A 25,842-nucleotide genomic window follows, 5' to 3' on the forward strand; every position below is an offset into this window, starting at 1 on the left:
GAACCGAAGAGAACTGGAAATAAACCCGAAGGAAATCAGAGGAAATACAACCGACTGAGCGAAACCTCATCCGCCGCCTCGGACCGCAACGCCACCCCGTCCAGCGTCACCAGCCCGTCCCGCCCGTCCACCTGCACCGCACCGAGCCGGTTGTTCCCGACCAGGTCCGCAGGCCCGATCCCCCGCGTCCCCCGCACGGCGACCCTCCGCCGCCGCGTCGCCATGTCGTCGTACGGCCTCCCGAACGACCCGGAATCAGCGGCGGCCTTGCTGACGAAAGCCACCGAAAGGTCCGCCGGAGTGGCCCCGTGCGCACCGAACAAGGGCCCCAGCACCAACGGTTCACACGTGTCCGTGGCGGCATTGGGATCCCCGGTCACGCCATAAGCAGGAAATCCGGCCTTGATGACCATCTGTGGCTTCGCCCCGAAAAAGGCCGGCCGCCACAGCACCACGTCCGCCAGCTTCCCGACTTCCAGCGACCCGACCTCGTGCGAAAGCCCGTGCGCAATGGCCGGATTGATGGTCAGCTTGGCGACATACCGCAGCACTCGCGCATTGTCGTCGTCCGGCCCGTCCCCCTCCAAGGGGCCCAGCTCGCGCTTCATCTTCCCGGCCATGGCGAAGGTCCGGCGTACGGTCTCGCCCGCCCGCCCCATGCCCTGCGCGTCCGACGAGGTGATCCCGATGGCGCCGAGGTCGTGCAGGACGTCCTCGGCCCCCATCGTCCCGGCCCGGATCCGGTCCCGCGCCATGGCGGCATCACCGGGCAGATCCGTCTTCAGCGCGTGAACGGAAACGATCATCCCGTAGTGCTCCGCCACCGCATCCCGCCCGAAGGGCAGCGTCGGATTCGTCGACGACCCGAGGACGTTCGGCACGCCGGCCATCTTCAGCACATTCGGTACGTGTCCCCCACCGCACCCCTCGATGTGGAGGGCGTGGATGGTCCGCCCCTCCAGCACCCGGAGGGTGTCCTCCACCGACAGGCACTCGTTCAGCCCGTCGCTGTGCAGGGCGACCTGCACGTCGTGCTCCTCGGCCACCCGCAGCGCGGTGTCGAGGGCCCGCGCGTGCGCCCCCATGTCCTCGTGGACCTTGAACCCGGACGCCCCGCCCTCGGCCAGCGCCTCCACCAGCGGCGCCGGGTCGGACGCCGAACCCCGGGCCAGGAAGCCGATGTTGACCGGCCAGGCGTCGAAGGCGTTGAACGCGTGCCGCAGCGCCCACGGCGAGTTGACCCCCACCCCCCAACTCGGCCCGATCTCCTGCCCGATGATCGTGGTGACACCGCTCGCGAGCGACGCCTCCATGATCCTGGGCGAGAGCAGGTGGACGTGCGTGTCGACGGCCCCGGCGGTGGCGATCAGCCCCTCGCCCGGAATCATCGTGGTCCCGGTTCCGACGACCACCTCCACCCCGTCGACGGTGTCGGGATTCCCGGCCCGCCCGATCGCGTGGATGCGGCCTTCGCGGATCCCGATCGACGTCTTCCGGATCCCGAGGACGGCGTCGATCACCAGCACGTTCGTGATGACCATGTCGCACGTCTCGCGGACGGTCGCCGCCTTGAGGTGCATGCCGTCGCGGGCGGTCTTGCCGAAGCCCGCGAGGAACTCGTCGCCGGGCCGCTGCGAGTCCGACTCGACGCGCACGACCAGCCCCGAGTCACCGAGCCGGACCCTGTCCCCCGCGCGGGGCCCGTGCACGGTGGCGTACTCGTACGGGTCGATGTGCCGGCTCTCGCCCGGCGCGCAGTGCTCGCTGTGCCTGCTCGGCCGACTCATACCCGTACCCCTTCCGAACGGCCCGTCCCCGACCCGGCCGACCTGTCCGACCCGTCCGACCCGTCCGCTTCCGTCCTGTCCGCACCCAGATATCCGCAGGCCACAGCCCTCTTCAAGGCCAGTTCTCGAGCCCCGTCGGCATCCAGCGGACCGTCCACGAGACCGGCGAACCCGACCATCACCCGGGCACCCCCGATCGGGACGAGCCCGACCTCGACGTCCTGGCCCGCGTCGAAGCGGGTCGACGCCCCGGCGGGGGCGGCGAGCCGCATGCCGTAGGCGGCGGCGCGGTCGAAGTCGAGACGCGGGTTGGCTTCGAAGAAGTGGAAGTGGGAGGTGACGCTGACGGGGACCGTCGCCGTGTTCCGCACGGTCAGGGTGACGACCGGCTCGGGAACCACGGCGGTCTCCGGCCCGGGCAGCAGGGCACCCGGCGCCTCGTCGTTCCTGGCCTGCGCGTCGTCCCCGCTGCGCGCGCCGAACGGGTCCGCCACGGCGGCGAGCCGCGTCCCGTCGTCGAAAACGGCCTCGACCATCACCTCGGTGACCACGTCCACGACACCGGGCAGCACGTCGGCCGGACCGAGCACGGCCCGCCCCCGCTCGATCGCCTCGGCGAGCCGCAGCCCGTCACGGGCGCCCTCGCACACGGTGTCGGCGACCAGCGCGGTCGCCTCGGGAACGTTGAGCCGCAGGCCGCGGGCCCGGCGGGCCCTGGCCAGTTCGGCGGCGGTGAACAGGAGCAGACGGTCCCGTTCGGTGGGAGTCAGTGGCATGCCGGTCACTGTGGCACTGACTGAAAATTCAGTCAAGAGTCATGACGTACGGGAAAACACCTACGCAGCACGGCCGCACACGGCCGCGCACAACCCCCGGACTGGCCCCCTACTGCTGCCGCAGCCCCGCCACCTCGACCTCGATCGCCTCCGTCACCAGCGCACGGGCGTGCTCGATACCGAGGCTGCCGCTCAGCCAGCGCATGCTCAGCCCCTGGATCAGCGCGGTGAGCCGCTCGGCGGCGGAGGCCAGCGAGGCCGGCGAGGCCAGCGGCCGCACCTGCCCGAGGAGGACCGCCACCTCCTGCACCCACTGGAGCGTGGCCCGGGCCAGGTCCTCCCTCAGCACGGGGTCGAACACGGCGCTGGCCTGGAGTTCTCCCCAGGCCGAGCTGTTCTCCCGTACCTCAGGGGTGTCCTGGAGCTCCAGCAGCAGCACCTGCTCCAGCTCCTCGCGCGGGCCGAGCGGCTCGGCGTCGGGGTCCTCGGTGCTGGTGTAGCGCTCGGCGCGGTCGTTGATGAACTCCAGCGTGTGACGCAGGATGCCGGTGCGGTCCTTGAAGTGGTAGTAGATGAGGCCGGTGGAGACGCCGGCCTCGGTGGCCAATTCCTCCACGCGGAGCCCGCGGACCCCGCGCCGGGCGATGACCCGGGCGGCTGCTTCAAGGATCTGAGTGCTACGAGACGCCATGCCGCAAACCCTATCCGGCCTGTCAGGACACCCGGGGCGGCCGCCCATCACCCCACCACCCCTCCCACCTGCGAAACCTTCCCCGACCTGCGGAAACAGCCCCGCCCGCCCTCTTCTCAGCTTGACTGAAAATTCAGTCAATGTCAGAGTGGCGTCCGTCCACCCCCACATCCGCGCGTGCCCCTCCCGGAGGCGTCCTCCGGGCCCACAGGACTGCACCCGCGTGAACGTCGGGCCCGCGATCCCCGACCACGCGCGCGTCACGCACGCGCCGCGTACCCCGGCCGGATATAACCGCGCCAGCCCATGATCGGAGCCACCGTGTCCCCCCTCCTCCCCTCCCGCCGGCACCCCTCCCGCCGTACGACCCTGCGCGCCTTCGCCGGGATCGGCGGCGCGCTCGCACTCGGCGCCACCGCCTGCGACCCCGACGACGCCCCGCGCGGCAACGCCGCGAACACCCCGGCGGCCGGCGACTCCCCCACCGCGAAGCCCGAGTCCGGCCGCCGCTTCGGCGCCGAGTGGGACAGCCACACCCGCACCTTCATGTCCTGGCCGGCGCTCGCCTCCGTCTGGGAGGACGACCTCCCGTACGTACGCGAGGACATCGCCCGCATCGCGCGGGCGGTCGGCGAGTACGAGGCGGTGGTCATGATGGCCCGCCCCGACCAGCAGGCGGCGGCCCAGAAGGCGTGCGGCAAGGACGTACAGGTCATCCCCCTCGCGGTCGACGACCTGTGGGCGCGCGACACGGTCCCGGTGTTCGTGGAGGACGGCGGCAAGGTCGTCGGCGTCGACTTCAACTTCAACGGCTGGGGCAACAAGCAGGAGCACACCAACGACGCCAAGGTCGGCCGCACCCTGCTCACCAAGTACGGCATCCCCCGCGTGCAGGCCCCGCTCGTCGCCGAGGGCGGCTCCTTCGAGACCGACGGCGAAGGCACCCTTCTCGTCGCCGAGAGCTCGATCGTCAACGACAACCGCAACCGCGGCAAGAACCGCGACCAGATCGAGAAGGAACTGATCCAGACCCTGGGCGTCGAGAAGGTCGTGTGGCTGGCGGGCGTGCGCGGCCAGGACATCACCGACGCGCACGTGGACTCTCTCGTACGGTTCACCGCGCCCGGCGTCGTCCTGCTCGACCAGGCCTTCCCGGGCACGCCCCCGGACTCCTGGTCCCGCTCCGCCGACCAGGCCCGCTCCGTACTCAGCAAGGCCACCGACGCCCGCGGCCGGAAGTTCGAGATCATCGACCTCCCGCAGCCGGACCTGGACCGGATCACCGGCGAGGGCGACGACTTCGTCTCCACCTACGCCAACTTCTACATCGCCAACGACTCCGTCTTCCTCCCCAAGTTCGGGGACCGCAAGGCGGACGACCGGGCGAAGGGCATCCTCCAGGACCACTTCCCCAAGCGGGACATCGTCCAGGTGAAGATCGACACCATCGCCTCCGGCGGCGGCGGAATCCACTGCTCCACCCACGACCAGCCCGGAAAGCCCGCCGCCTGACCATGGCCACACCCCCGCCCGCCCGGCGCCCCGTCCTCTTCGGCACGCTCCTGGTCCTCCTCACCGTCGCGGTCGCCGTACTCGGCGGCCTCTGGCTCCAGTTCGGCGAGCGGGAGGACCAGGACGCGCGCACGACCGTGGGCGGCTCGGCCCCGGACCGTATCGACATCGACGCGTCCGTCCAGCGTGTGGACGCGCTCGCCAGGGAACTGGTGCTGCGCGTCCGCGTCACCCCGCGCGGCGCGTACGCGGAGGCGGGCGGGGTCTCCCCCACCGAGGACCTGACCCTCCAGACCTCCCCCTCGGTCCGCGGCGACCTGACCTTCCTCGCCCACCGCCGCATCGCGTCCGTCGACGTACCGGTCACCCTCACGGGCGGGGCGGTCACCGACTATCCCTTCGACACCTACGAGACCGACCTGGAGTTCGGCACGATGCTGGCCGGGGAGCCGGTCCCCGTCCGTATGTCGCTCAGCAACTCCGACACCCTCTTCGCCCTCGACGTCGAGGGCACGGCGGTGCGGGACGCGGCGGCGTTCACGGCGGACGTGTCGCGCTCGCGGAGCGTGCTGGTGTTCGCGGTGTTCATGATGTGCGCGATGTGGGCGCTGACGGTGGCGGTGCTGCTGGGCAGTTGGTTCCTGGTCCGCAGCCGCAAGGGCCTGACCTGGCCGGCGCTGAGCTGGATGGCCGCGACGCTGTTCGCCTTGGCCGCCTTCCGCAACGCGGCCCCCGGCACCCCGCCCATCGGCAGCCTGCTCGACTACCTGGCCTTCTTCTGGGCGGAGATCCTGATCGCGTTCTGCGTGATCGTGGTGGTGGTGAGCGGTGTCCGCCGCGAGGACCAGACCCCGTCCTGAGCCACCTCACTCCTCCAGTCGCGCCAGCCACGGATGCCCGGGATGTACGAGGTCCAGCCACCCGCGCAGGGCCTCCCGCCGCGCCTGCCCCAGCCGGGGCAGCATCGCGTCGAAGTCGGCCCGGTCCTTGTCCCGTACCGCCTTCGCCTTGAAGAGCAGCACCAACTCCGGCACCAGATAAGGAATCCCGCCCTCCGCCCGCCCGACGACCCTCTCGTACGGCAACCGCACCCGGGCATCCCGCCGGCAGACCCACATGCCGTCCTCGTGCGGCTCCCGGAACACGTCGAACAGGTACCGCCCGCTCGCGGGCTCCCGGAACCAGGTCTGATGGGCGGCCGCCAGCGCCTCGGCCCCGGCCTCCTCCCAGACCTGGCCGGACCCCACCACGTCGCACGCCAACTCCGGGAAGAGCGCCCGCACTTCCTCGAAGTCGCCCTCGGGCACGGCGATCTCCAGGTCCCCGTACTCGCGCGTCCGCTCCCCCAGGAACAGGTCCAGCGCCCACCCGCCTGCGACGTACCAGGGCGTCCCGATCCCGTCCAGCCGCTCCGCGAGCTGCCCGGGCAGCCAGGAGTGCGCCCACCGGGCGTCAAGCTCGTCGTCGTCGAACACGGCACCACCGGGCGGGAGGTTCTCAGTCATCCGCTCAACCTACGACCGTGGGCAGGGAGCGCCACCGGCTCGCTCCCCCTGTCATGGGAGCGAAGCCCACAGGTCGTCGTGATTCTCGGGATCGGGCCGGTCGGGGTGGAGCATCATGCGGACGCAGCGGTGCAGTCCGGTCTCCTGGGATCCCCCGGCGGCGGCCATCCGGGGCAGGTTCTCCATGGCGTGGGCGCGTTCGTCGGAGGCGAGGTCGTCGACGGTGGTGCGCAAGTCGTCGGGGGCGGGCTCTCCGGTGAGGCAGAGCCGGCCGATCGCGGTGGCCAGCCGGATCTCGGGCGCTTGGGTCGGGTCCTGCCGCCATGCGCCGGTCGGCGTGTGGAGGGGGTGCGGGTTGCTTCGGCAGCGGCGGGGCCAGCGGCACCAGCGGCACGGTGTGGAACCAGTACACCGCAGGCCCCCCGGGGCGATGGGGGTGTCCGGGCTGGGCTTCCCCTGAGCTTGCGGGACTCGCCGCAGGTCCGCTTGGGGTGCGGTGTGGGGTGGGGTGGTATTTCGGCACCCGGTGCCGGGGCGGGGTTTTCCCTACCCGCCCCTTCCCGTAACCCTGCGGGGCTGGGAACGGGTCCGTGCGGGGGCGTCGTGGCTGGCGTTTTGCGCAGTTCCCCGCGCCCCTGGAAGGGGCGCGGGGAACTGCGCAAGCAACCACCCACCCAGCCGCGCGGCTGAGCGCTTTAGGTGAAGGGGCGGGGCTGGGGCGAAAATGCCCCGTTACCGGCCAACCGCACAGCGCGGCCCCACCCCCGGCGACCCAGCCCACCACCCTGCGAACTCCCGCACGACCGTCCACCCGGTGGCCGCAGACAGCGCCCGCCCTTCCCCTCCGGTGGCGCTCCGCATCGACCGCCCCGCCCCTGACCCGGGTCCCGCGCCACCCGGCACCAACGCCCAGGAGCAGGTCATGCCACCCCCGCCGGACCCACCTGCCCGTCCCGGAAGGCCGCAAGCGCCAGACGCTGGGCAATCGCCGGAGCCCGGTCGTCGGGCGAGGCGGTGCCGATCGCGTACACGGCACGGCTGTTCAGGTCAGGAGTGGCGAAGACACCGGCCTTGTAGCCCGGGTCGCTCCCCGTCTTGCCCCACAGGAGGGTGCCGTCGGGAAGCGGGAAGGACATCAGCACGGTGCTGTAGCAGGCGGTGCCCTTTGCCGGACCCTGGTTGCAGTTGGAGGCGTCGGCGTACGGCAGCGGCTTGCCGTCGGCGCCGCGCGGGACGGCGAAGAGCTCGGCCTGCTGGGCCGGGCGCAGGAGACGCCCGCTGAACAGGCCGGTGATGAAGCGGTCCAGGTCGGCGGTGGTCGACGTCATGCTGGCGGGCAGGCCGCCCTGCTTGTTGACGTCGACGAGGCGCCCGGTGCTGCGCGGCAGATAGCCCGGGAGGTACGGGCGGGGCACGGACGTGGCGCGCCCCGGCACCGAGGTGGCCGTGTCGCGCATCCCGAGCGGCTTGAGGATGCGCTTGGTCACCTCGTCGTGGAAGGAGTGGCCGGTGAGGGTCTCGATGAGCTTGCCGGCGATGCGGTAGCCGAAGGAGTTGTACTCCTGCTTGGTGCCGGGGCTGAAGCGCGGCCCGGGCCCCGGGCGCCCCTCGGGGCGCAGCGTCTGCTGGATGCTCCTCTCGAAGCTGAGGGAGTCGAAGCGGCCGTCGATCACCGCGTCCAGAGGGGTCGCCGGTGCGCCGTCGAGGTCCTGGGGCAGTCCGCTGGTGTGGTTGAGCAACTGCCGTACGGTGACGGGGGACTTGAACCTGTCCTCGGGCAGCAACCCCGGCAGGTAGTGCTGGACGCTGCGGTCCAGATCGACACGCCCCTCGGCGGAGAGCTGGAGGAGTATCACGGCTTCCATCGGCTTGCCGATGCTGCCGATCCGGAAGTGTGCCCTGCTGCTCACACGCTTGCCGGTCACAGCGTCGCCGGAAGTCCCCCGCCACATCTGACCGCCGCGGTGCACCTCGGCCACGACACCGGCCGCACCGTCGTCCGGGCGCAGGGCGATCGCCTCACGCAGGGCTGCACGGTCCAGCCCCGGGGAAGCACCCGCAGCCGCCTGGGCAGGACCACCAACAGCACACAGTGCAACGGCAGTTGTGACGGCGGCCAGGGAAACGGCCGACAGACGACGCAGGGACATACGGACTCCGCTCGGGAAGGCATGGCACCGGGAACTGGTGTTCCTGGTGGTGAACCCGAGTCTTCCGGCCCGGACGCCCCGCTCGATTCGGGATCACCCTGACCCGCCCCTGAGTCCCCCCTGACGATCACCCTGGCCGTCCGCAGGCCCCGACGTACGGGTTGGGCCCCCTCCCCTCACGGATGCATCCTCGCCCCCTTCAGGACCTTGTCGACGGCGTTCTTCGGGCCGTACACCGCGAGGCCGACCAGGTCGAGGTCGGCCCGGCCCACGGCTCGTACGGCAGCGCGGTTGTCGCGGTCGTTGCCCGTACGGAAGAGGTCGGACGTGAAGACGGACACCGGCAACTCCCTCCCCAACGCCTTCGCATGAGCTGCCGTCAGACGCTCCTTCGTGCCCTCGAAGACCAGTACCGGCTGGCGGAACATCGGCAGGTACCCGGTGTCGTCCGCGTCCGCGTAGGGCTCGCCGATCACCTCGGGGGCGACGGTACCCAGACCGCTGACCAGGAAGGCGGTGACATTCAGCCGCTGCCAGGTCTCCAGGTCCTCGCGCAGCAGAACCGCGATCTTGGTGTCGAAGCGGACGGGGACGACTTCAGCAGGGGTCTCGTTTCTCATGCGTCGAGACTCGCTCGTCGGGCGGCGGCCCGTCTTGTACGTTCCTAGCGTGAGCCCCGCAGTCCCCCGGCGTGCGACGCCACCGGAAGTATCCGCCTGGCAGCCCGCGGTGCCGGGTGTCGTGGAGGTGTTCCACGCCCACTTCACCGAGCACGCGTATCCCATGCATGTGCACGACGCCTGGACGCTGCTCATCGTCGACGACGGGGCCGTACGGTACGACCTGGACCGTTTCGAGCGCGGCACCCCCGGCGACACCGTGAGCCTGCTCCCGCCGCACGTCCCGCACAACGGCTCGCCCGCCACCGCGCACGGCTTCCGCAAGCGCGTCCTGTACCTGGACTCGACGCAGCTCGGCGAGGACCTGATCGGCGCGGCGGTGGACGACCCGGACCTCGCGGACCCTCAACTGCGCACCCGCATCGGACAGTTGCACGCCTCCCTCGCCCACCCCGGCGACTCCTTCGAGTCGGAGAGCCGGCTCGCGCTGATCCGCGAACGCCTCCACCTCCACCTGCGCCCCCGCCTCCTCCTCCCCGCTCCCACCCCCTGCCTCCGGGTCGCCCGGGACCTCCGCGACCTGCTCGACGCCCGCCTGCACGAGGGCGTCACCCTGGAGGAGGCCGCCGGTCTGGTGCACGCCCACCCCACCCATCTCGTACGGGCCTTCAGCAGCGCGTACGGGATCGCCCCGCACCAGTACCTGATGTCCCGCCGCGTCGACCACGCCCGCCGGATGCTGCTCGACGGACGGCCCGCGGGCGAGGTGGCGACGGCGGTCGGCTTCTACGACCAGTCGCACCTGACCCGCCACTTCAAGAGGGTCGTGGGCACGACGCCCGGCCGCTACGCGAAGGGCCCGCACAGGTCGGCGGCCGATCACCCCGGGTCCGATCACCTCGGGTCCGATCGCCCCGGGTCCGATCACCCCGCATAGGGTCCCGGTCATGAGCATCGACCGGACCGCACCCGAACCCGCCCTCGCCGCCTGGGCGCGCATCGAGACTTGGCTCCAGCAGCATGCGCCCCGCACCTTCGCCGCCCTGCCCGCCCCAGCCACCGAGGAGGAGCTCCGCGCGCTGGAGGAAGCCCTCGACCTGCGGCTCCCCGCCGACGTACGCGCCTTCTACGCGGTCCGCAACGGCACCGGCCCGGCCGCCGACTTCGACTGGCCGACCTCCGTCGACGACCCCGACCCGACCGGCTACTTCCTCCTCGGAGGCAGGGGCATCGGCCCGCTCTCGAACATCCCTCTCTGGTTCCAAGGCCCCGTCTCCGGCCTGTGCGACGACGACCACCCCGAGCAGCGTCAACTGCCCCTCACGGTCAGCGACCCGGACGGCTTCTACGGCACGTACGTGGACTGCAGACGCCCGCCCGCCGGGCGGCACGCTCGACCTGCACAAGGGGATGGGCCAACTGGCCCTGGAGAAGGCGGGTTTGCTCGGTGAATTTCAGGAGCTGTCCCGTCCCGAGGGGCAGGCCATGCGCATCCTGGACCCGGACGGCACGGTCCTGCGCGACTGGCGGCCGGACCCGGACGAGCAGGCCAACCCGGAGATCGACCGCGGCCGTCTCCGCGACCTGCTGCTCGGGCCGTTGGAGGTCCGGTGGGGGCGTACGGTCAACGAGGTGATCCCGGGTGGCCCCGACGGCACCCTGGTCCGTTTCGCGGACGGGGAGGAGGAGGCGTACGACCTGGTCGTCGGCGCCGACGGCGCCTGGTCCCGGACCCGGGCGGCGGTCTCGCCCGTGGTCCCGCAGTACACGGGCGTCAGCCTGATCGAGACTTCGCTCGACGACGTCGACACGCATCACCCTGACCTCGCCCGGCTGGTGGGGGACGGTTCGGTGGCGGTGTACGGGGTGAACCGCTCGGTGGTGGCCCAGCGCAACAGCGGGGGCCATGTGAAGGTGTACGCCCAGTTCCGCGCGCCCGTGGACGGGCTGACCGGACTGGATCAGGCCGACGCGGATGCCGTACGGGCGCATTTCCTGACCCTGTTCGACGGCTGGGCCGGGCCCGTCCTCGACCTCTTTCTGCGCGGCACGGCCTACGTCCCCCGGGCGCTGCACACCATGCCCGTGTCCCACACATGGGCGCACGTCCTCGGGGTGACGCTGCTGGGCGACGCCGCGCACCTGATGCCGCCGCTGGGGGCCGGGGCGAACCTCGCGCTCCTGGAGGGTGCCGAACTGGCCGAGGCCATCGCCGCCGCGCCCGCCACGCCCGGCGCACTGGACGAGGTCGTCCGTAGCTTCGAAACCCGCATGTGGCCCCGGGCCGAACGCTGGGCCGGCTTCACCATCACCGGGCTCTCCCGCCTGGTGAGTCCCGACCCGGCCCAGGCCCTGGCGGTCTTCGACGCGGTCCAGCAGTAACGGTCCGAGGGGACAGGGTGCACCCCCGCCGCCCAGGAGGGTGACGGGGGTGCACTTGGTGCGGGAGGGGTCAGTGGGGCTGGGGTTCCCGGGACTCCGACGGGATCGAGACCTCGACCGTCCGTCCGCGCTTCGTCCGCAGCCTCGTCACCGCCACCCCCGCCGCGACGACCGCCGCGATCAGCGGTACGAGAAGGGCCGCCCGGAAGCCCCCGATCTGCTGGGCGGGCGAACTCCCCTGCTTAGCCGGCGCGTTGACCGTCGTCACTGCCGAGAGCCCGAGCGCCGAGCCGAACTGGAAGGACGTGTAGAGCAGCCCGCCCGCCAGGCCCTGCTCCTCCTCCGCGATGCCGTCCGTCGCGACGATCGTCAGCGGACCGTACGCCAGTGAGAGGGCGAGTCCCAGCAGCATCGACGGGAACATCAGGGCGTACGACCGGTCCACGCCCAGCGGGAGGAAGAGGGCGTACGAGAGGGAGGCCAGGACCAGACCGCCCAGGATCACCTTCGCGTTGCCGAAGCGGTTCACCAGGCGCGGGGTGAGCGTCGGCGCGAGGATCGCGTCGATGCCGATCGCCAGGAGCGCGAAGCTGGTCGCGAGGGTGGACCAGCCGCGCAGTTCCTGGAGGTAGAGCACGGCGATGAACTGGAACCCGAAGAATCCGCCCGCGAAGAGCAGTCCGACGATGTTGGCCCGGACCAGGGCCGCGTTGCGCAGGATGCCCAGGCGGACGATCGGGGACGCCGAGCGCCGTTCGATCACCACGAAGGCGGCGAAGAGGAGCAGGCTCGCGGCGAGGGTGCCCACCGTCCACAGCGCTCCGGTGTGCGAGGCGCGCTCGACGCCGAGCACGAGCAGGACGATCGCGGCGGTGACGGTGACCGCACCGGCGAAGTCGACCCCGTACGGGCTGCGTTCGGGGCGTTCGCCGCGGGGCAGCAGACTGAGCGCGCCGATCAGGATGGCGAGGGAGAGGAGCACCGGGGCGAAGAACACCCATCGCCAGTCGACCGAGGTGAGCAGGCCGCCGACGACCAGGCCGATGGAGAAGCCGCCGGCGGCGGTGCCGGAGTAGACGAGGAGAGCCTTGTTGCGCTGGGGCCCCTCGGCGAAGCTCGTCGTGATGATCGACAGGCCCGCCGGGGTCATGAACGCGGCGGCCACCCCGGTGACGAAGCGGGCCAGGATCAGCATCCAGCCCTCCGTGGCGAAGCCGCCGAGCCCGGAGAAGAGCAGGAAGACGGTCAGCCAGAGGAGGAACATCCGGCGGCGGCCGAAGAGGTCGGCGGCGCGTCCGCCCAGCAGCATGAAGCCGCCGTAGCCGAGGACGTACGCACTCATGACCCTCCCCCGTTCTCGGCTACGCTCGAACGGGAGGTGCCCCCTCCAACTGCCCGGTGGTCAGGTCCATTTCGGACCTGATGGAGGGCAGGGCGACGTTGAGCATGGCGACGTCGATGCCCTCCAGGAAGATCGCTCCGCAGAGGACGAGGCGGACGCCCCAGGCGCGTCTGTCCATCCGTGGGACGCCGAGCGGTGAGACACCAGATGGTGATGTGGACATGACATGACTCCTTGCGGAAGGCTGGGGATGGGAGGGGGACGGGGACGAGGGAGCCGCGCGGGGGTTACGACGCGCCGCCCGGCTTCCGCAGGGCCTCGATCACGCTCGCGTAGCTGTCCTGGCCGTGGCCCTGCGCCTTGGCGCGCAGCATCGACGCCTTCAGGAGCTCGGGCAGGGCGTTGTCGACGCCACGGGCCTCGGCGGCGTGCAGCAGGTGGTCGATGGTGGCGATCTGTACATCGACGGTGGCGTCGTCGCCCGGGTACTCACCGGCGTCGATCTGGGCGGCGTAGGTGTCCATGAAGACGCTGACCGTCTTCAGCCAGCGCAGCGCGACCTCGGTGTAGGCCTTGGCCTCGATCTTCTCCGCGCCGACCACGGCGGTGCCGTGCAGCCAGCCGTTGAAGGTGGCCCACATGAGGCCGAGGAGGGCGGAGTCGTAGAGCGAGGCGAGGCCGGGGTCTTCGCCCAGGTGGATCGGGTCGCCGAGGGCTTCGAGGGTGGGGCGGTGGGTGGCGAAGACGGCGGGCGAGCCGCTGTAGAGGAACATCACCTCGGGGGTGCCGACGCCGGGCGGGGTGGTCATGATGCCGCCGTCGAGGTAGTCGACGCCGTGCTTCTCGGCCCAGGCGGCGGCCTCGTGGCCCTGCTCGGGGGAGCCGGAGGTGAGGTTGACGAGGGTCTTGCCCGCGAGGGATGCGGCGAAGGGGTCCAGGACGCCGAACAGTGCGTCGTAGTCCAATACGCAGGCGATGATCAGCTGGTTGGAGGCGGCGGCCTCCTGCGGGGTCGCGGCGAGACGGGCGCCCCGGTCGACCAGCGGCTGGGCCTTGCCGGGGGTGCGGTTCCAGACGGTGACCTCGTGGTCGCGGTCGAGGAGGGCGGCGGCCAGGGCGGAGCCCATGTTGCCGAGACCGAGGACGGTCACTGCCTGCTTGCCGTTTGCTGACGAGGTGTCAAAAAACATTCCATTGCTCCGTGTTCGGCCGCTTTCGCGGTGTTCGATCTCGTGAAACAAAGATCGCAGGGCACGGGGGACGGCAACAGTGACAGCGGTGACGCCAACCACCAAATTCCTGCCACGTCTTGGGGCGGGCTGCGTCTAGGCTGCACGGCATGAGTCCTGGTTCCGTGGCCGTCGTCGTACCGGAAGACATCGGGGTCCCCTCGTGGGACCTGTACGAACTGAGCATCCCGCTCACCGTGTTCGGGCAGCCGCCGCCCGACCTGACCATGCCCTGGTACGACTTGAAACTGTGCCGGGTGGAGGCCGGCAGCGTTGCCGGTGCCGGGTCCGAGTACGGGCTGTCGCTGCGCACCCCGTACGGGCTGGACGACCTGGTCGGCGCGGACACGGTGATCGTGACGTCGGTGCCCGACCCCGTGGTCGAGGAGGGCGTGCCGATGGATCCGGCGCTGATCGACGCCCTGCGCCGGGCCCAGGCGTCGGGTGCGCGGATGATGTCGCTGTGCACCGGGGCGTTCGCGCTCGCCGAGGCGGGCCTGCTCGACGGGCGGCGTGCCACGTCGCACTGGCTGCACAGCGGCCAGCTCGCCGCCCGCTATCCGAAGGTGGAGGTGGACGACTCGGTGCTGTACGTGGACGACGGCGACGTCCTCACCAGCGCCGGTGTCACCGCCGGCCTCGATCTGTGCCTGCACCTGGTCCGCCGCGACCTGGGCGCGCACGTGGCGAACCAGCTGGCCCGGCGGATGGTGGTGCCCGCGCACCGGCCGGGCGGGCAGGCGCAGTTCATCGACCTGTCGGTGCCGGACGACGACTGCGGGAGCCTGAACCCCGTGCTGGACTGGGCCCGCGCCCACCTGGACGAGCCCCTGACCGTCGAGGACCTGGCCCGGCGGGCGGCGATGAGCCCGCGCACCCTGCACCGCAAACTCCAGGCGGCCACCGGCACGACGCCGTTGCAGTGGCTGCTCAACCAGCGCCTGGGCCGGGCCCAGACCCTCCTGGAGTCGACGGACCTGCCGGTGGAGAAGGTGGCGGAGCTGAGCGGCCTGGGCACGGCGAACAACCTCCGCCACCACTTCCTCAAGCAGATCGGGGTCTCCCCCAGCGACTACCGCCGGGCCTTCCCCCGCACGCTCGCGAGGGCGTGAGGCCCCGGGGGGTGCACTACCGAGGGCTGCGCTACCGAGGGCAGCGCTACCGGAGGCTCTCCACCTCCCTCTCCCACGCCCCGGCGAACACCTCGTGCAGCGGTGCCACCGGCAGAATCCGCAGGAACGGGGCCAGGATCTGGTCCCGCCACAGCGGCCGCACCCCGTACGCGGTCAGCTTGGCGGTCTCCAGCGGCAGGTGCGGCGCCTTCAGCTCGGTCCACTCCCCCGGCAGGAACAGGGTCCGCCCGGCGCGGGCCCGCTTGGCCTCCAGCACCGCGCCGGTCGCGAGGAGTTCGGCGCGCACCTCGGTGTGCCGCTTGGGGGTCCAGCCGTTCCACCGGCGGACGTCGCGGTCGGTGGGGGCGGGGAGTGCGGCGAGCTGGAGGTAGAGGGCCGCCGCGTCCTCGCCGGTGCCCAGGTGCGTGGCCGCGCGGGCGACGAGGTCGGGGCAGGACTGCCGGGGGTCCGCCTCGTACGCCCCGTCCGGTACGGTCCCGGAGCGCGCCCGGTGCATCATCCGTTCCAGGCCGCCGCCGGGCAGCAGCGGTTCCAGCCGGGCCAGTTCGTCGGTCAGGCCGGTCTCCTCGCCGAGCCTGCGCAGGGCCTCGGGGCTTTCGACCAGTGCGGGCCGCAGGTAGGCGGCACCGCTCGGGGCGCAGACGACGAGCGCCCCCGAGTCGTACGGGACGACGTCGAACGGCCCCTCCTTCTTGCGCGCGTCCATCGCCACCGGCAGCCGCCGGGGCCCGAACCGCTCGGCGATGTCCTCCGGGGTGCCCTCGACCTTGCCGAAGCGCAGCTCCACCAGCAGCTCGGGGCGGGCGAGTTCGGCGCGCATCCGCTCGTGGAGGTCGTACGCTCCGGCCGCCGCCGGGTCGCCGACGGGGCGGTCCGTCCACGCCCAGGCGAGGGAGGCCGCGATCAGCCCGTACGGGAGGCCGACCGGGGTGCGGTACGGCAGCGGGGGGCCGGCCGGGGGCACGGCCCTGACCTCGACGCCCGCACCCCAGGCGCTGGCCGCCAGTTCCCAGTCGACGGCGGGCACGGGCGCGGCGCCGTCCGCGTCGAAGCCGCCCGCGAGCCGCCGGGCCCACACCTCCCCGAGTCCGAGGCCGGCCTCCAGGGCGTCGGCCGTGGTGTCGTCGACGGCCGGCCTGGCCCCGAGCCGCTCGCACCAGACCGCTGCCATCCGCTCCACGGCCGCGTCGATTCCGCCGGGCCGCCACAGCTCGGTGGGGTCCTCGGGCATCGCGGTGGCCAGGAGGGCGCGGCGGCCGTCCGCGCCGAGGCGGTTGCGGAGGAACACGTACGTCTCGGCGGTCTGCGGGGTTGCCTTGTACGGCGCCTTGCGGGCCAGCGCCAGGTCCGCGTCCCGGTCGGGGCCGCCGACGAGTCCGGCGACGACCAGTCGCGCCAACCCGCTGCGTACGCCGGTGAGTTGGGCGAAGCGGGCGGCTGCGGACTCGGGCAGCGGGACCGGGCCGTCCGTGTCCACGGCCGCGACGAGTGCCCGTAGCCGGGTGGCGTCGTCCCGTTCGATGTGCACGAGCCGGGCCTCGGGGAGGGGTTCCGCCGTGCCGGTGCCGACGGCCGTCACGTACCAGCGCTGGTTGCCTCCCGCCCGCATCCCGGCCGACGCCACCGCCGCGCCCTCGGCCCGCAGCGCGTCCAGGGCCTCGGGGCTGTCCGTGCGGCCGGTCCACCAGCGGCTGCCCCGTCGGGCGAACGGCTGCTCGGCCCAGGTGTCCAGGAGGGCCAGCAGCGCGGCCCGGGAGGCGTCGGGGGTCGGGGCCACCGCGGCCCGCCAGGCCGCCGCGTCGATCGTGCCCAGCAGCTGCGACCAGTCGTGCGGCGGTGCGGGCGGGGAGAGGCGGCGCACCTCCTCCCCGACCGTCCCGGCCAGGCAGGCTCCGTCGGTGGCCAGGGCGGTGAGCGTCGCCGGGAGGGACACGTCCGGGCCGGGGCGGTGCGTGTCGCGGGTGCCGTCGGTGACGAGCCCGTGCAGGGCGGGGACGAGGTCGGTGTCGGGGGCCGCCCGGCGCGGGGTGGCGGGCGGGGCCGCGGCGAGGAGGGCGACGCGGCGGTGCAGTTCGCGGCGGCGTGTCTCGACCCGGGCCGCCCGCCGGGCCACGGCCGCGACCGCCTCGACCAGGACCGGGTCGGTGACGGCGGGCAGTGTGCGCTTCACCGCGAGGGGAAGGGAGTCGGGGTCGGTCAGGGCGGCGGTGAGCAGGGCGTCCGCCGTGTGCTCGGTGACGGTGCGCAGGGCCCGGGAGGCGGCCGGTTCGCGGGTGCGCAGCAGGTACCAGAAGGCGGGCGGGAGGGCCGTGCCGCCGGAGACGGTGGCCTGGCGGCGGGAGTTGACGGGGCGGGAGCGGTGGGGGGCGGTGTGTCCGTCCAGCTCCCAGAGGAGGGTGCCGTCCGCCGTGTAGGCGCGTACTCCCGTACGGGTCTGGGACTCGGCGAGGACGACGTCCTCCACGGCGCCTTCCGGGGCGGCCCACAGGCCCCACGGTTCCTGGCCGGGGCGGTCGATGTCGAAGCGGGCGGTGCGGCCGTCGATGCTTTCGACCCGGTAGTGGTCGGGGGCGTGGTCGCGGTGGCGGGTGCGGAAGAGGATGCGGGTGCCGACGAGGCCGTCCTTGGCGCCGAGCGGGGAGCCGGTCAGGCCTGCGGGCAGCGGGGCGAGCTGGAGGGCTTCGCGGGCGAGGGACAGGTCGGCCTCGGTGGCGGGGTCCGGGGCGCGGCCGGGGAAGTCCGGCAGGGGGCGGGCGCCCTGGGGTTCGCCGGTGACCCGGTGGACGGATTCCCAGGGTTTGCGGCCGTAGACGGCGTTGGTCCAGACGTGGGCGCCGTCGCTGAGCTGGAGTTCCTCGCGGTCGATGCCGGAGGTCTCGCCGGGCCGCAGCACGCGCTGCCCGGCGTGCCGTCCGCCGCCGTCGGCGGTCTCGAACTGGAAGCCGTACGCGCCGTCCAGGCTGCCGTCGAACGGGACGAGGCCACCGCATTCGTCCGGGGTGAAGGGTTCGTTCGGGCGGTCGGCCCACACAGCCGTGTCGCAGTAGTAGGGGCTCGGCTTGCGGGTCCAGCTGACGAGGAAGGAGCCGCCGACGTAGTGGACGGCGTACATGCTCGCGCCGTCCGGGATCGTGAAGCGGCAGGAGCCGCGCTCCCCGTCGGGGGCAACGGCGACGGCCCGGTCCCGGCCGAAGACGGTCAGCACCGGCCAGGTGGAGGTCACGCCCTCCACCCCGGGCAGGGGGCCTTCCTCGTCCGTCGCGAGCTGTGCGTAGGCCGATTCCAGTGCGGGCCAGGCCAGTTCCTCGGGCAGCCCGGCCGCCAGCGAGCGGCGCAGCGTCCCGGCTGCGCCCGCCGTGTCGAGGGCGTCCGCGATGCCGTCGAGCGCCGACACCGTGGGCCGGTCCAGGACGGTCTCCAGCTCGGCCACCGCCTCTTCGGCCCCGGCCATGCCGCCGCCCCCGACGGTGTCGACCAGCTTCCCGACACGGGCGGCAACCCCTTGGGCGATGCCCTCGTTGCCGGGCAGCAGGGTGACCGCCGAGCCGGGACGCCGGCCGCGCGCGGCGTACCGACTGGGCAGCAGATCGGCATGCACGGTGCCTTCGAGGCGGGGCCCGAACACCGGGTCGGCGGCGAGGGCGGCGAGGTCGCGGCGCGACTCCGCGCCCCAGAAGCGCATCCTGATCTCCGCCCCGGGGTCGACGACCTCGGCCCCGGCCGCGAGGCAGGCGTCCAGCACGTCGGCGTCGAAGCCCTGCCAGTGGTAGCGGGTGGTGTGCAGGGTGACCGGGGTCTCCGAGGCCCGCAGCCGGGACCCCAACCGGCCGATCAGCTCCAGGAATTCCCCGGGCACCCGCTGCCGGGAGACCCCGCCGCCGGACTGCGCCGCGTACTGGTACATCCGTACGAAATGGCCCACCCAGCGGGCCACTCCGCCGTCCGGCACGACGCGACCGGACGCCATCGCCTCGCTCGCCCCGCAGGCGTCGAGCAGGCGCAGCCATGCGCCGCCGTCGGTGACGCCGTCCGGGAAGACGTCGAGGAGGCCGGCCGCGACATCGTCCGTGGGCCGGTGGGCGGCGAGCAGCGGACGGGCGGCGGTCAACAGGGCGTCCGGCACGGCCTTCTCGCGGGCCGCGGCGAGGATCGCGCCGATCGTCCGGGCGGCTTCGGCGTCGCCGTGCCCGGCCGGTTTGGCGGCGGCGCGCACACGGCGCACCAGGTCGGCGGGGAGGTCCGCCGGGGAGCGCGTCCAGGCGAGCAGGAACTCCTCCAGCGCCGTGTACGCCTCGGCCGGGGGCAGGGAGTCGGAGAGGAAGCGCTGGTGGGCGGCCAGTTCCTTGGCGGGGACGGCCCCGCAGCGGGCGAACAGCAAGGCGTTGGCGATCCGGTACGCGGGGACGACCGCCAGCGCGTGCTCCGCCTCGGCGGCGCGGGCCGCCGCATAGGCACGGCCGGCGGCGCGGCGGCCGCTGCTGCCGTTGCCGAACAGGCGGTGTCCGACCGTGTCCCAGAACCACGGCAGGTGCGGCGGGGGCAGCCGCCGCGCCCGCACGGCCATCGCGTCGACGAACCGGCCCGGCTTGGACCAGGTCCTGGACAGCTCGCCGTACAGACCGTCGACCAGTTCGCGCGCGGCGTCGGCCGTGCCGGGATCATGGGCGGCGGCCCAGTCGGCGTACGTGGTGGAGACGTGCGCCTTTCCGGCGAGGGGCAGAAGTCCGTCGTACGAATCGGTCATGTTCTGGATCGTCGCACGCGCCACTGACAACGCCCCGGGTCCCCCCGACTACCACCAGTAGGCGGGGTACTTGTGGTCGACCCGGTCCACCTTCCCGACCAGCACTCCCGCGCCGACGATCACGAGCGTGGCCAGCGTCAACAGCCCCAGGAAGTGGAGCGGCGGAGGGTCGGTCAGCACCACGACGACGGCGGTGGCGGAGGCGGGCGAGTGCGGGGTGCGCGCCCAGGCCATCGCGCCGATGGTGAGCCCGGCCGCGACCGCCGCCGTCCACAGCGAAGCGCCGCCCACCGCGACGGCCGCGAGCCCGATGCCCGCCGAGATCAACTGTCCGCCGACGACGCTGCGGGGCTGGGCCAGCGGCAGGCCGGGGGCGGCGAAGACGAGGGCGGCGCTGGCGGCCAGCGGGGGTATGAGCAGGGGTTCGTGCAGGACGACGCCGAGCGCGACGAGCAGCAGCATCACGGCGACTCCGCACACGGTCATGGCCGCGACGGTCGACAGGGGCGCGCGGGCGGGGGCCTTCCCGGCGAGCACGGCGACACACCTCTGCCACCGTGTGGGACGACAGCCGGATTCCACCGACGCCTGCACCTCGGGGGTGGTGATGTTCAGGGTCGAGGCGTCGGGCACGAACGTTCCTTCCATGGTGTGCCGCCGGTCAGGGGCGGGCTGATCGTCGAGGGCTGACAGACCAATGTACGAGGTCAAGCCCTTGACGCCCCTGTCGGGGGCACTCACCCCGGCTGCTCGTACCGCTGGAAGACCTTCCGGCTGTCGGAGACGAACGGCCACTCGCGCATCGCCCGGCGGAACGCGTCCCTGTCCAGCCAGTCGTACCAGTCGACCTCGCCGGGGTCGGGGGTGACGGGCCCCGTCACGAGGGCCTCGTGCACGGCCAGCCAGTACGGGCTGATCTCGCCCCGGCAGAGGAAGGAGAACAGGGGCCGGACCGGAGCCCGTACCCCCAGCTCCTCCTCCAGCTCCCGTTCCGCGGCGGCCTGATAGCTCTCGCCGGCGTTGACCGCACCGCCGAGCAGCCAGTTGTACTGGCCGGGGAAGCGGGACACGGTCGGTGGCCGCCGGTGCACGAGGACGCGCCCCTCGCCGTCCCTGCACACGGTGGTGGCGACGCGGTGCAGCCAGCCCTCGCGGATGGCCTGGCTCCGGTCGACGATCCCCAGGACGCGGTCCTGGTCGTCGACGCGATCGACGAATTCGGCCATGGTGGGGTCCCCTCCCGGCAAAGGTCAGGCGGCGCCCGGCCGGACCGCCCGCATCGTCCACTCCAGCACAGCCTCCGTCCCCTCCGGCTCCGCCCACCCGTTCACGATCGCCAGAAGGCGGAGGTAGCGGTCGCGGCGCGGGTCGTTCATCCGCTCCAGCCGGGCCGACAGCCGGGCCCTCAGATCCGGCCCGTCCGGGCACGCGACGATGCGCGCGTAACGTCCCGCCAGCTCCGACGCGATGGCCGCCCCTTCCGCCGAGGCCGGATCGACTCCGGCGGCCAGTGCCGGTTCCGCCAGGGAACGTACGGTCTCCGCGAGCACCCGGGGCATACCGGGCCGGTCGTCCCGGGCCCGGTCGGACGCCAGGTCCAGGGCCGTCGCGTGCAGGCTCGCCCGGAACCCCGCGTCCTGCAGGAGCTCCGCGAGCTCCACCCACGCCTCGATCTGCTCCGTCGAGGGGTCGTCGGGCAACTCGGGCGTCATGGAACGGATGACCGCTCCGAAGGCGGGATGGGCGTGCAGCCCTTCGAAGGCGGCGTCGAGGAACTCGCCGATCATCCGGCGCCGCTCCTCCTCGGACAGCTTCGCGAAACGGTGCATGAGGTCCAACTCCTCGGGTGTGGAACCGCGTCGCGCCGCAGCGGTGAGTACCGCCCGGCGCAGCCGCAGGGTACGGATCTGTACGTCGACGGCCTGCGCGTGCGCCGCCGCGACGTCCGGCAGCGCGGCCTCCTGCTCCACGACCCTGCGGACGTCCGGCAGGCCGAGGCCCAGCTCCCGCAACGTACGGACCAGGTCGAGACGGGCGACGGCGTCCGCGCCGTACAGCCGGTGGCCGTGTGCGGTGCGGCCGGCGGGGACGACGATCCCGGCGTCGGAGTAGAAGCGGATGGTCCTGACCGAAAGGCCGGTGCGGCGGGCGAGCTCGCCGATGGGGTGGAGGGGGCCGTGGTTCATGGGGCCAAGCCTGCGGTCTCCACCCACTGGAGACGCAAGCCCCGTCCCCTCAGCCCGAGTCGGTCGGCTCAGCCCGAATCGGTCGACCAGCTCGACTTGTCCGCGTGCGGGCCGATCACCAGGTCCGGGCACGCCTGGCACAGCGCGTCCGCCAGGAGCAGCGGGTCGTTCGCCGGGAGGGCGAAGCCCGCGCGGGTGCGGTACGTCCGCCCCGCGACCCGCACCTCCAGGATCCGGTCGCCGCTGCTGTCCACCGACCGGTACCCCACCGTGAGCGGCCGCACCGCCGTCACCGACGCGAGTGGCCGGGTGATCCGTTTCCCGTTGCGGCGTACGAGGACCAGCTCGCCCCGCGCCCCGATCTCCGCCGCGACCACCGCCCGCCGGTCCCGCACCCACGGCGGAATCAGCAGGCTTCCCCAGAACACGCCGAACACCCCGCCCAGCACCAGCCCCGCCCACGGCTGCGTCGCGGTGATCAGCCCCACGGGCACCACGTGGAAGAGCGTGACGACGACGCCGTCGCTCCAGTCCCGTTGCCTCGGATGTTCACTGCGGTACGTCTCCCAGCGGAAGGCACGGGGCTCGGCGTCCTGCGGCTGCGCCGCGTCCTCGGTCACCGGCCCAGCATGACGGCCGAGGCCGCACCCCGGAAGGGCCCCTGCCCGGCAACCTGCAAGCCCAGCCCCGCAAGCGCCTCCTCCCCTTCTTCGGCGTACCCTCCCGGGGCCGGGGCCGCCCCGACACGACCGCCCCAACCTCACCCCGCGAAGTGCCCCTGCACACCAACCCGAAAGCCCAGCCCCGCAAGCGCCTCCTCGCCCGCCTTCGCGTGCTCTCCCCCGGCCAGCACCAGCGTCCGCGCCGCCTGGTACGGGCAGCCCGCCGCCTCGAAGTCCCTTGCCACGCGCAGCAGTCCCGGCACGTCCCCCGCCCTGAGCGCCGCCGCCCGCTCCACCTGCGCCGATGCCACCGGGTTGCCTTCGACCACCTCGCGCGCGGCGGCGATCCGCGCCTCCGCCTCCGGGTGCCCGGCGAGCACGGCCGCCTCCGCGCGCAGCGCGACGTACCAGTGCAGCCAGATCCACGACACCCACTTCCACACCTGCTCAGGCTCCGGCGCGACCCGTCGCAGTGCCGCTTCCGCATCGCCCTGGTGCAGCAGGTGCATCGCTTCGAAGACCGCCCCGTACCCGTACCGGTACTCCGACTCGGTGCCCGCCTCGCCGACCAGCGCGAGCCACCGCGCTCGGGTCTCCGCGTCGCCGCGCAGCCCGTGGATCATCGCGGCGGCCGCGGCGGCGGGGCCGAGCGAGAACGACCGCTGCCGCCCGCTCTGTTCCCACGCGTCGAGGAACCGCGTGCCCCCGGCGACCACGCCCTGCGCGTTGCCCGCGAACGCGTCCGCGACCAGCAGCCAGGAGGTGGCGTAGTGGCCCACTTCGGCCAGCATGGGCAGCTCGGCGAGCCGTGCGCCCCAGCGCCGGGCCGCCGGCAGGTCGCCGACGCCGACGGCCGTTCCGGCGGCCATCGCGAGTGCGTCGGTGAGTTCGTGCGCACTGGCAGGGGTACGGGGGGCTGCCGCGAGGACGTCGATACGTCGCCGGGCCGCGTCGGCGGCTGCGAAGCTCTCGCCCGCCCAGGTGCGGGCGCCGGAAAGGGCGTCGAGGGCGGCGGACTCCGCCACCGGGTCGCCCGCACGGCGGGCCAGGTCGACGGCCCGCTCGGCGTACGCGACGGTCTCCTGCGCGGTGTTGTCCGCGCCCCCCTGCACCGCGCCGAACGCGTCCGCGAGCACGGCGGCCTCGGCGAGGGCGACTCCGGCCTCGGCGGCGAGGTCGTCCGACTCCCCTGCCAGCTTCCGCGCCTGCCCGAGGACCCCGGTGGCCTCCGCCGCGGAAGGCAGTTCGGCGAACTCGCTGGAGAAGCGGTACGCGACGGTGGCCGCGGCCGCGAGATCCCGGGCGGCACCGGCGGTGTCCCCACCGCGCCGGGCGACTTCCCCGGCGGCCAGGTGCAGCCGGTACATGTCGTCCCCGTGCCGTCGGCAACCGGCGACTCCGGCGGCGTGCCGCAGGGCGTCGGCGGCTGCGTGCACGGGGATCCGGGAGAGGTCGGGGCACGCCGCGCGGGGTGCTGTCCCGCCGCCCAGGGGCGCGCCAGGATCCGTGCCCCCGTCGGGTGCCCCTTCCAGGGGCATGGCCCGGGCCGAGGTGCTCCGGCCCTCCGGCGTCGTCGTGACGTGGGCGGGCGGGTGGTCCCCTGACACCGCCTCAACCGGCACCGCCAGCTCTGCCGCCTGCTCGTACCGCTGTTGGGCCTCGCCCAGCAGGTTCGCGGCGAACGTCAATTCAGCCAGGCGCAGTGCCAGTTCGTGGGCCTCGGACGGGCGGGCGGGCTCGGTGGCGGTCCAGGCGAGTGCCGCGCGCAGGTCTCCGGCCAGGGCGTCGAAGCGGGCGCGCCAGTCCGCCCCCGTGTCGGTGGTGCCGAGGTCGGCGGCACCGGCCAGGCACCAGTCCGCGTGGCGGGTGCGCGTGTTCAGGAACTCGTCCGCCTCCGCGAGGCGTTCCGCGCCGTACTGGCGGATGGTCTCCAGGGCCCGGTAGCGGGTTCCGTGGGCGGAGGGGACGACCGTGAGCAGGCTCTGTTCGGCGAGGCGGCCGAGGCCGTCGGCGACCGACTCCGGGGTGAGCGGGGCGTACCCGGCGACCTCGCCCGCCGCCTCCGCCGTGAACGGCGCGACGAAGGCCGAGACGCGGCGCAGCAGTGCCCGGTCCGCCGGGTCGAGGAGGTCGTGGCTCCAGTCCAGGGCGGCGCGGACGGAACGGTGCCGGTCGTGGGCGCGGGGGCCGCCGGAGAGGACGCGGAGCTGGTCGGAGAGGCCGGCGGTCAGGCCGTCGAGGCCGAGGGTCGCCCAGCGGGCGGCCGCGAGTTCGATGGCCAGGGCCATGCCGTCGAGGCGTTCGCACAGGGCCACGACTCGGCCCCGTACCGTCGGATCGGGCGGCAGGCCGACGGCCGCCGCGCGTTCCATGAAGAGGCTGACGGCCTCCGACGCGTCGCCGCCCTCGCGGGACAGCGGCGGCACCGGGTACACCCACTCGAAGGGGACCAGCAGGCGGGCCCGGCTGGTGACCAGCACGTGCAGGTGCGGGCAGGCGCCGAGGAGCCGCTCCAGGAACGGGCCCACCCCGTCGCGTACTTGCTCGCAGTTGTCCAGTACGAGCAGGGCCCGGCGGTCGGCGAGCGTGGACAGGAGGGACTCGTCGATGTCGCGGCCGGGCTGCTCGCCGACGCCGACGGCGGCGGCGACCGTGGCGGCGAGGCGGGCCGGGTCGGTGACCGGGACCAGGTCGACGAACCACACGCCGTCGGTGAAATACCCCTCTGCCTCGGCCAGTTGGGCGGCGACCGTCAGGGCGAGGCGGGTCTTGCCGACCCCGCCGGGGCCGACTGCGGTCACCTCCCTGCGTGCCTTCACGGCCTCGGCCAGTTCCTCCCGCTCGCGGACCCGGCCGACGAACGCCGTCAGCGGGGTGGGCAGGACGGGGGCGGGCGAGGACGGCCGGTCCCGGTTCTGCTCGGCCGCGTGCCGGGAGAGCGCGCGGCGGTCCGGCACCTCCAGCTTGCGCAGCAGCGAGGAGACGTGCGACTCCACCGTGCGTACGGAGATGAACAGGCGGGCGGCTATCTCGGCGTTGCTGAGGAACTCCCCCAGCAGGGCGAGCACTTCGGCCTCGCGGGCCGATATTGCCGGGGGCGAGGGGTCCACGGGTCTGGGCACG

At 73.1% G+C, this 25,842-nt stretch carries 19 protein-coding genes and 2 pseudogenes; 6 read left to right on the forward strand and 15 right to left on the reverse strand.

Going from position 1 to position 25,842, the window contains the following annotated elements; translation table 11 throughout:
* Positions 1 to 35: 35 nt before the first annotated feature.
* The 3 genes from IE269_RS15765 to IE269_RS15775 form a co-directional block, all read right to left on the reverse strand.
* Entirely contained in the window at positions 36 to 1,787 is a 1,752-nt protein-coding gene (locus tag IE269_RS15765; RefSeq protein WP_189823570.1) for an urease subunit alpha, read from the reverse strand.
* Positions 1,784 to 2,563, reverse strand: a complete 780-nt coding sequence (gene ureA / locus IE269_RS15770; RefSeq protein WP_189823571.1) for an urease subunit gamma — start codon at positions 2,561 to 2,563, stop codon at positions 1,784 to 1,786. Before ureA ends, IE269_RS15765 begins: the two co-directional genes overlap by 4 nt.
* Before the next feature lie 109 nt (positions 2,564 to 2,672).
* Positions 2,673 to 3,254 carry a TetR/AcrR family transcriptional regulator gene (locus IE269_RS15775; RefSeq protein WP_189823572.1) on the reverse strand — a complete coding sequence of 194 codons (582 nt, stop codon included), beginning with the start codon at positions 3,252 to 3,254 and terminating at the stop codon, positions 2,673 to 2,675.
* A gap of 321 nt (positions 3,255 to 3,575) precedes the next feature.
* Between IE269_RS15775 and IE269_RS15780 the strand changes: the two genes are divergently transcribed.
* Both IE269_RS15780 and IE269_RS15785 read left to right on the forward strand, forming a co-directional pair.
* Positions 3,576 to 4,766, forward strand: coding sequence for an agmatine deiminase family protein (locus tag IE269_RS15780; RefSeq protein WP_229897735.1), 1,191 nt, complete (start codon positions 3,576 to 3,578; stop codon positions 4,764 to 4,766).
* Between the two features lie 2 nt (positions 4,767 to 4,768).
* Positions 4,769 to 5,626, forward strand: coding sequence for a DUF4436 family protein (locus IE269_RS15785; protein ID WP_189823574.1), 858 nt, complete (start codon positions 4,769 to 4,771; stop codon positions 5,624 to 5,626).
* A 6-nt stretch (positions 5,627 to 5,632) separates the two neighbouring features.
* On the opposite strand, the gene IE269_RS15790 is transcribed toward IE269_RS15785, so the two are convergent.
* From IE269_RS15790 to IE269_RS15805, 4 genes are all read right to left on the reverse strand, one after another.
* Positions 5,633 to 6,271, reverse strand: coding sequence for a nucleotidyltransferase domain-containing protein (locus IE269_RS15790; protein ID WP_189823575.1), 639 nt, complete (start codon positions 6,269 to 6,271; stop codon positions 5,633 to 5,635).
* A gap of 51 nt (positions 6,272 to 6,322) precedes the next feature.
* Positions 6,323 to 6,505 carry a hypothetical protein gene (locus tag IE269_RS15795; protein WP_189823576.1) on the reverse strand — a complete coding sequence of 61 codons (183 nt, stop codon included), beginning with the start codon at positions 6,503 to 6,505 and terminating at the stop codon, positions 6,323 to 6,325.
* 686 nt (positions 6,506 to 7,191) lie between these two features.
* A complete protein-coding gene (locus IE269_RS15800) occupies positions 7,192 to 8,421 on the reverse strand; it encodes a serine hydrolase domain-containing protein (protein ID WP_189823577.1) in 1,230 nt (409 codons plus the stop codon).
* 176 nt (positions 8,422 to 8,597) lie between these two features.
* Entirely contained in the window at positions 8,598 to 9,041 is a 444-nt protein-coding gene (locus IE269_RS15805; protein WP_189823578.1) for a DUF2000 domain-containing protein, read from the reverse strand.
* Between IE269_RS15805 and IE269_RS15810 the strand changes: the two genes are divergently transcribed.
* From IE269_RS15810 to IE269_RS15820, 3 genes and pseudogenes are all read left to right on the forward strand, one after another.
* Entirely contained in the window at positions 9,040 to 9,978 is a 939-nt protein-coding gene (locus tag IE269_RS15810) for a helix-turn-helix transcriptional regulator (RefSeq protein WP_189823579.1), read from the forward strand. The two genes, IE269_RS15805 and IE269_RS15810, sit on opposite strands and share 2 nt — an antisense overlap.
* 10 nt (positions 9,979 to 9,988) lie before the next feature.
* A complete protein-coding gene (locus IE269_RS15815; RefSeq protein ID WP_189823580.1) occupies positions 9,989 to 10,492 on the forward strand; it encodes an SMI1/KNR4 family protein in 504 nt (167 codons plus the stop codon).
* A pseudogene (locus IE269_RS15820) lies at positions 10,410 to 11,423 on the forward strand (FAD-dependent oxidoreductase); the annotation flags it as partial. The gene IE269_RS15815 and the pseudogene IE269_RS15820, both read left to right, overlap by 83 nt.
* Before the next feature lie 70 nt (positions 11,424 to 11,493).
* Here the strand turns inward: IE269_RS15820 and IE269_RS15825 are convergent.
* Positions 11,494 to 12,943, reverse strand: a pseudogene (locus IE269_RS15825) (MFS transporter).
* Between the two features lie 109 nt (positions 12,944 to 13,052).
* A complete protein-coding gene (locus IE269_RS15830; RefSeq protein WP_189823582.1) occupies positions 13,053 to 13,955 on the reverse strand; it encodes an NAD(P)-dependent oxidoreductase in 903 nt (300 codons plus the stop codon).
* 149 nt (positions 13,956 to 14,104) lie between these two features.
* Here IE269_RS15830 and IE269_RS15835 point away from each other — a divergent pair, with 149 nt between their 5' ends.
* Positions 14,105 to 15,106: a GlxA family transcriptional regulator gene (locus IE269_RS15835; RefSeq protein WP_189823583.1), complete on the forward strand. Its 1,002-nt coding sequence runs from the start codon at positions 14,105 to 14,107 to the stop codon at positions 15,104 to 15,106.
* A 46-nt stretch (positions 15,107 to 15,152) separates the two neighbouring features.
* On the opposite strand, the gene IE269_RS15840 is transcribed toward IE269_RS15835, so the two are convergent.
* The 6 genes from IE269_RS15840 to IE269_RS15865 all read right to left on the reverse strand — a co-directional run bounded on the left by IE269_RS15840 (position 15,153) and on the right by IE269_RS15865 (position 25,841).
* The gene (locus IE269_RS15840; protein ID WP_229897737.1) at positions 15,153 to 19,871 is read right to left on the reverse strand and encodes a hypothetical protein; all 4,719 of its coding nucleotides are present in this window, start codon (positions 19,869 to 19,871) and stop codon (positions 15,153 to 15,155) included.
* Positions 19,872 to 19,919: 48 nt separating this feature from the next.
* Positions 19,920 to 20,504 carry an HPP family protein gene (locus IE269_RS15845; protein WP_308436949.1) on the reverse strand — a complete coding sequence of 195 codons (585 nt, stop codon included), beginning with the start codon at positions 20,502 to 20,504 and terminating at the stop codon, positions 19,920 to 19,922.
* A gap of 104 nt (positions 20,505 to 20,608) precedes the next feature.
* Positions 20,609 to 21,097 carry an NUDIX domain-containing protein gene (locus IE269_RS15850; RefSeq protein WP_189823585.1) on the reverse strand — a complete coding sequence of 163 codons (489 nt, stop codon included), beginning with the start codon at positions 21,095 to 21,097 and terminating at the stop codon, positions 20,609 to 20,611.
* Positions 21,098 to 21,121: 24 nt separating this feature from the next.
* On the reverse strand, positions 21,122 to 22,057 hold the full coding sequence (locus tag IE269_RS15855; RefSeq protein ID WP_189823586.1) for a helix-turn-helix domain-containing protein: 936 nt from the start codon (positions 22,055 to 22,057) through the stop codon (positions 21,122 to 21,124).
* A 68-nt stretch (positions 22,058 to 22,125) separates the two neighbouring features.
* The gene (locus IE269_RS15860) at positions 22,126 to 22,677 is read right to left on the reverse strand and encodes a hypothetical protein (RefSeq protein WP_189823587.1); all 552 of its coding nucleotides are present in this window, start codon (positions 22,675 to 22,677) and stop codon (positions 22,126 to 22,128) included.
* Between the two features lie 140 nt (positions 22,678 to 22,817).
* Positions 22,818 to 25,841: an ATP-binding protein gene (locus IE269_RS15865; protein WP_229897738.1), complete on the reverse strand. Its 3,024-nt coding sequence runs from the start codon at positions 25,839 to 25,841 to the stop codon at positions 22,818 to 22,820.
* Position 25,842: the final 1 nt, after the last annotated feature.

The sequence above is a fragment of the Streptomyces spiroverticillatus genome (genome assembly GCA_014650415.1).
Taxonomy (GTDB): Bacteria; Actinomycetota; Actinomycetes; order Streptomycetales; family Streptomycetaceae; genus Streptomyces; species Streptomyces spiroverticillatus.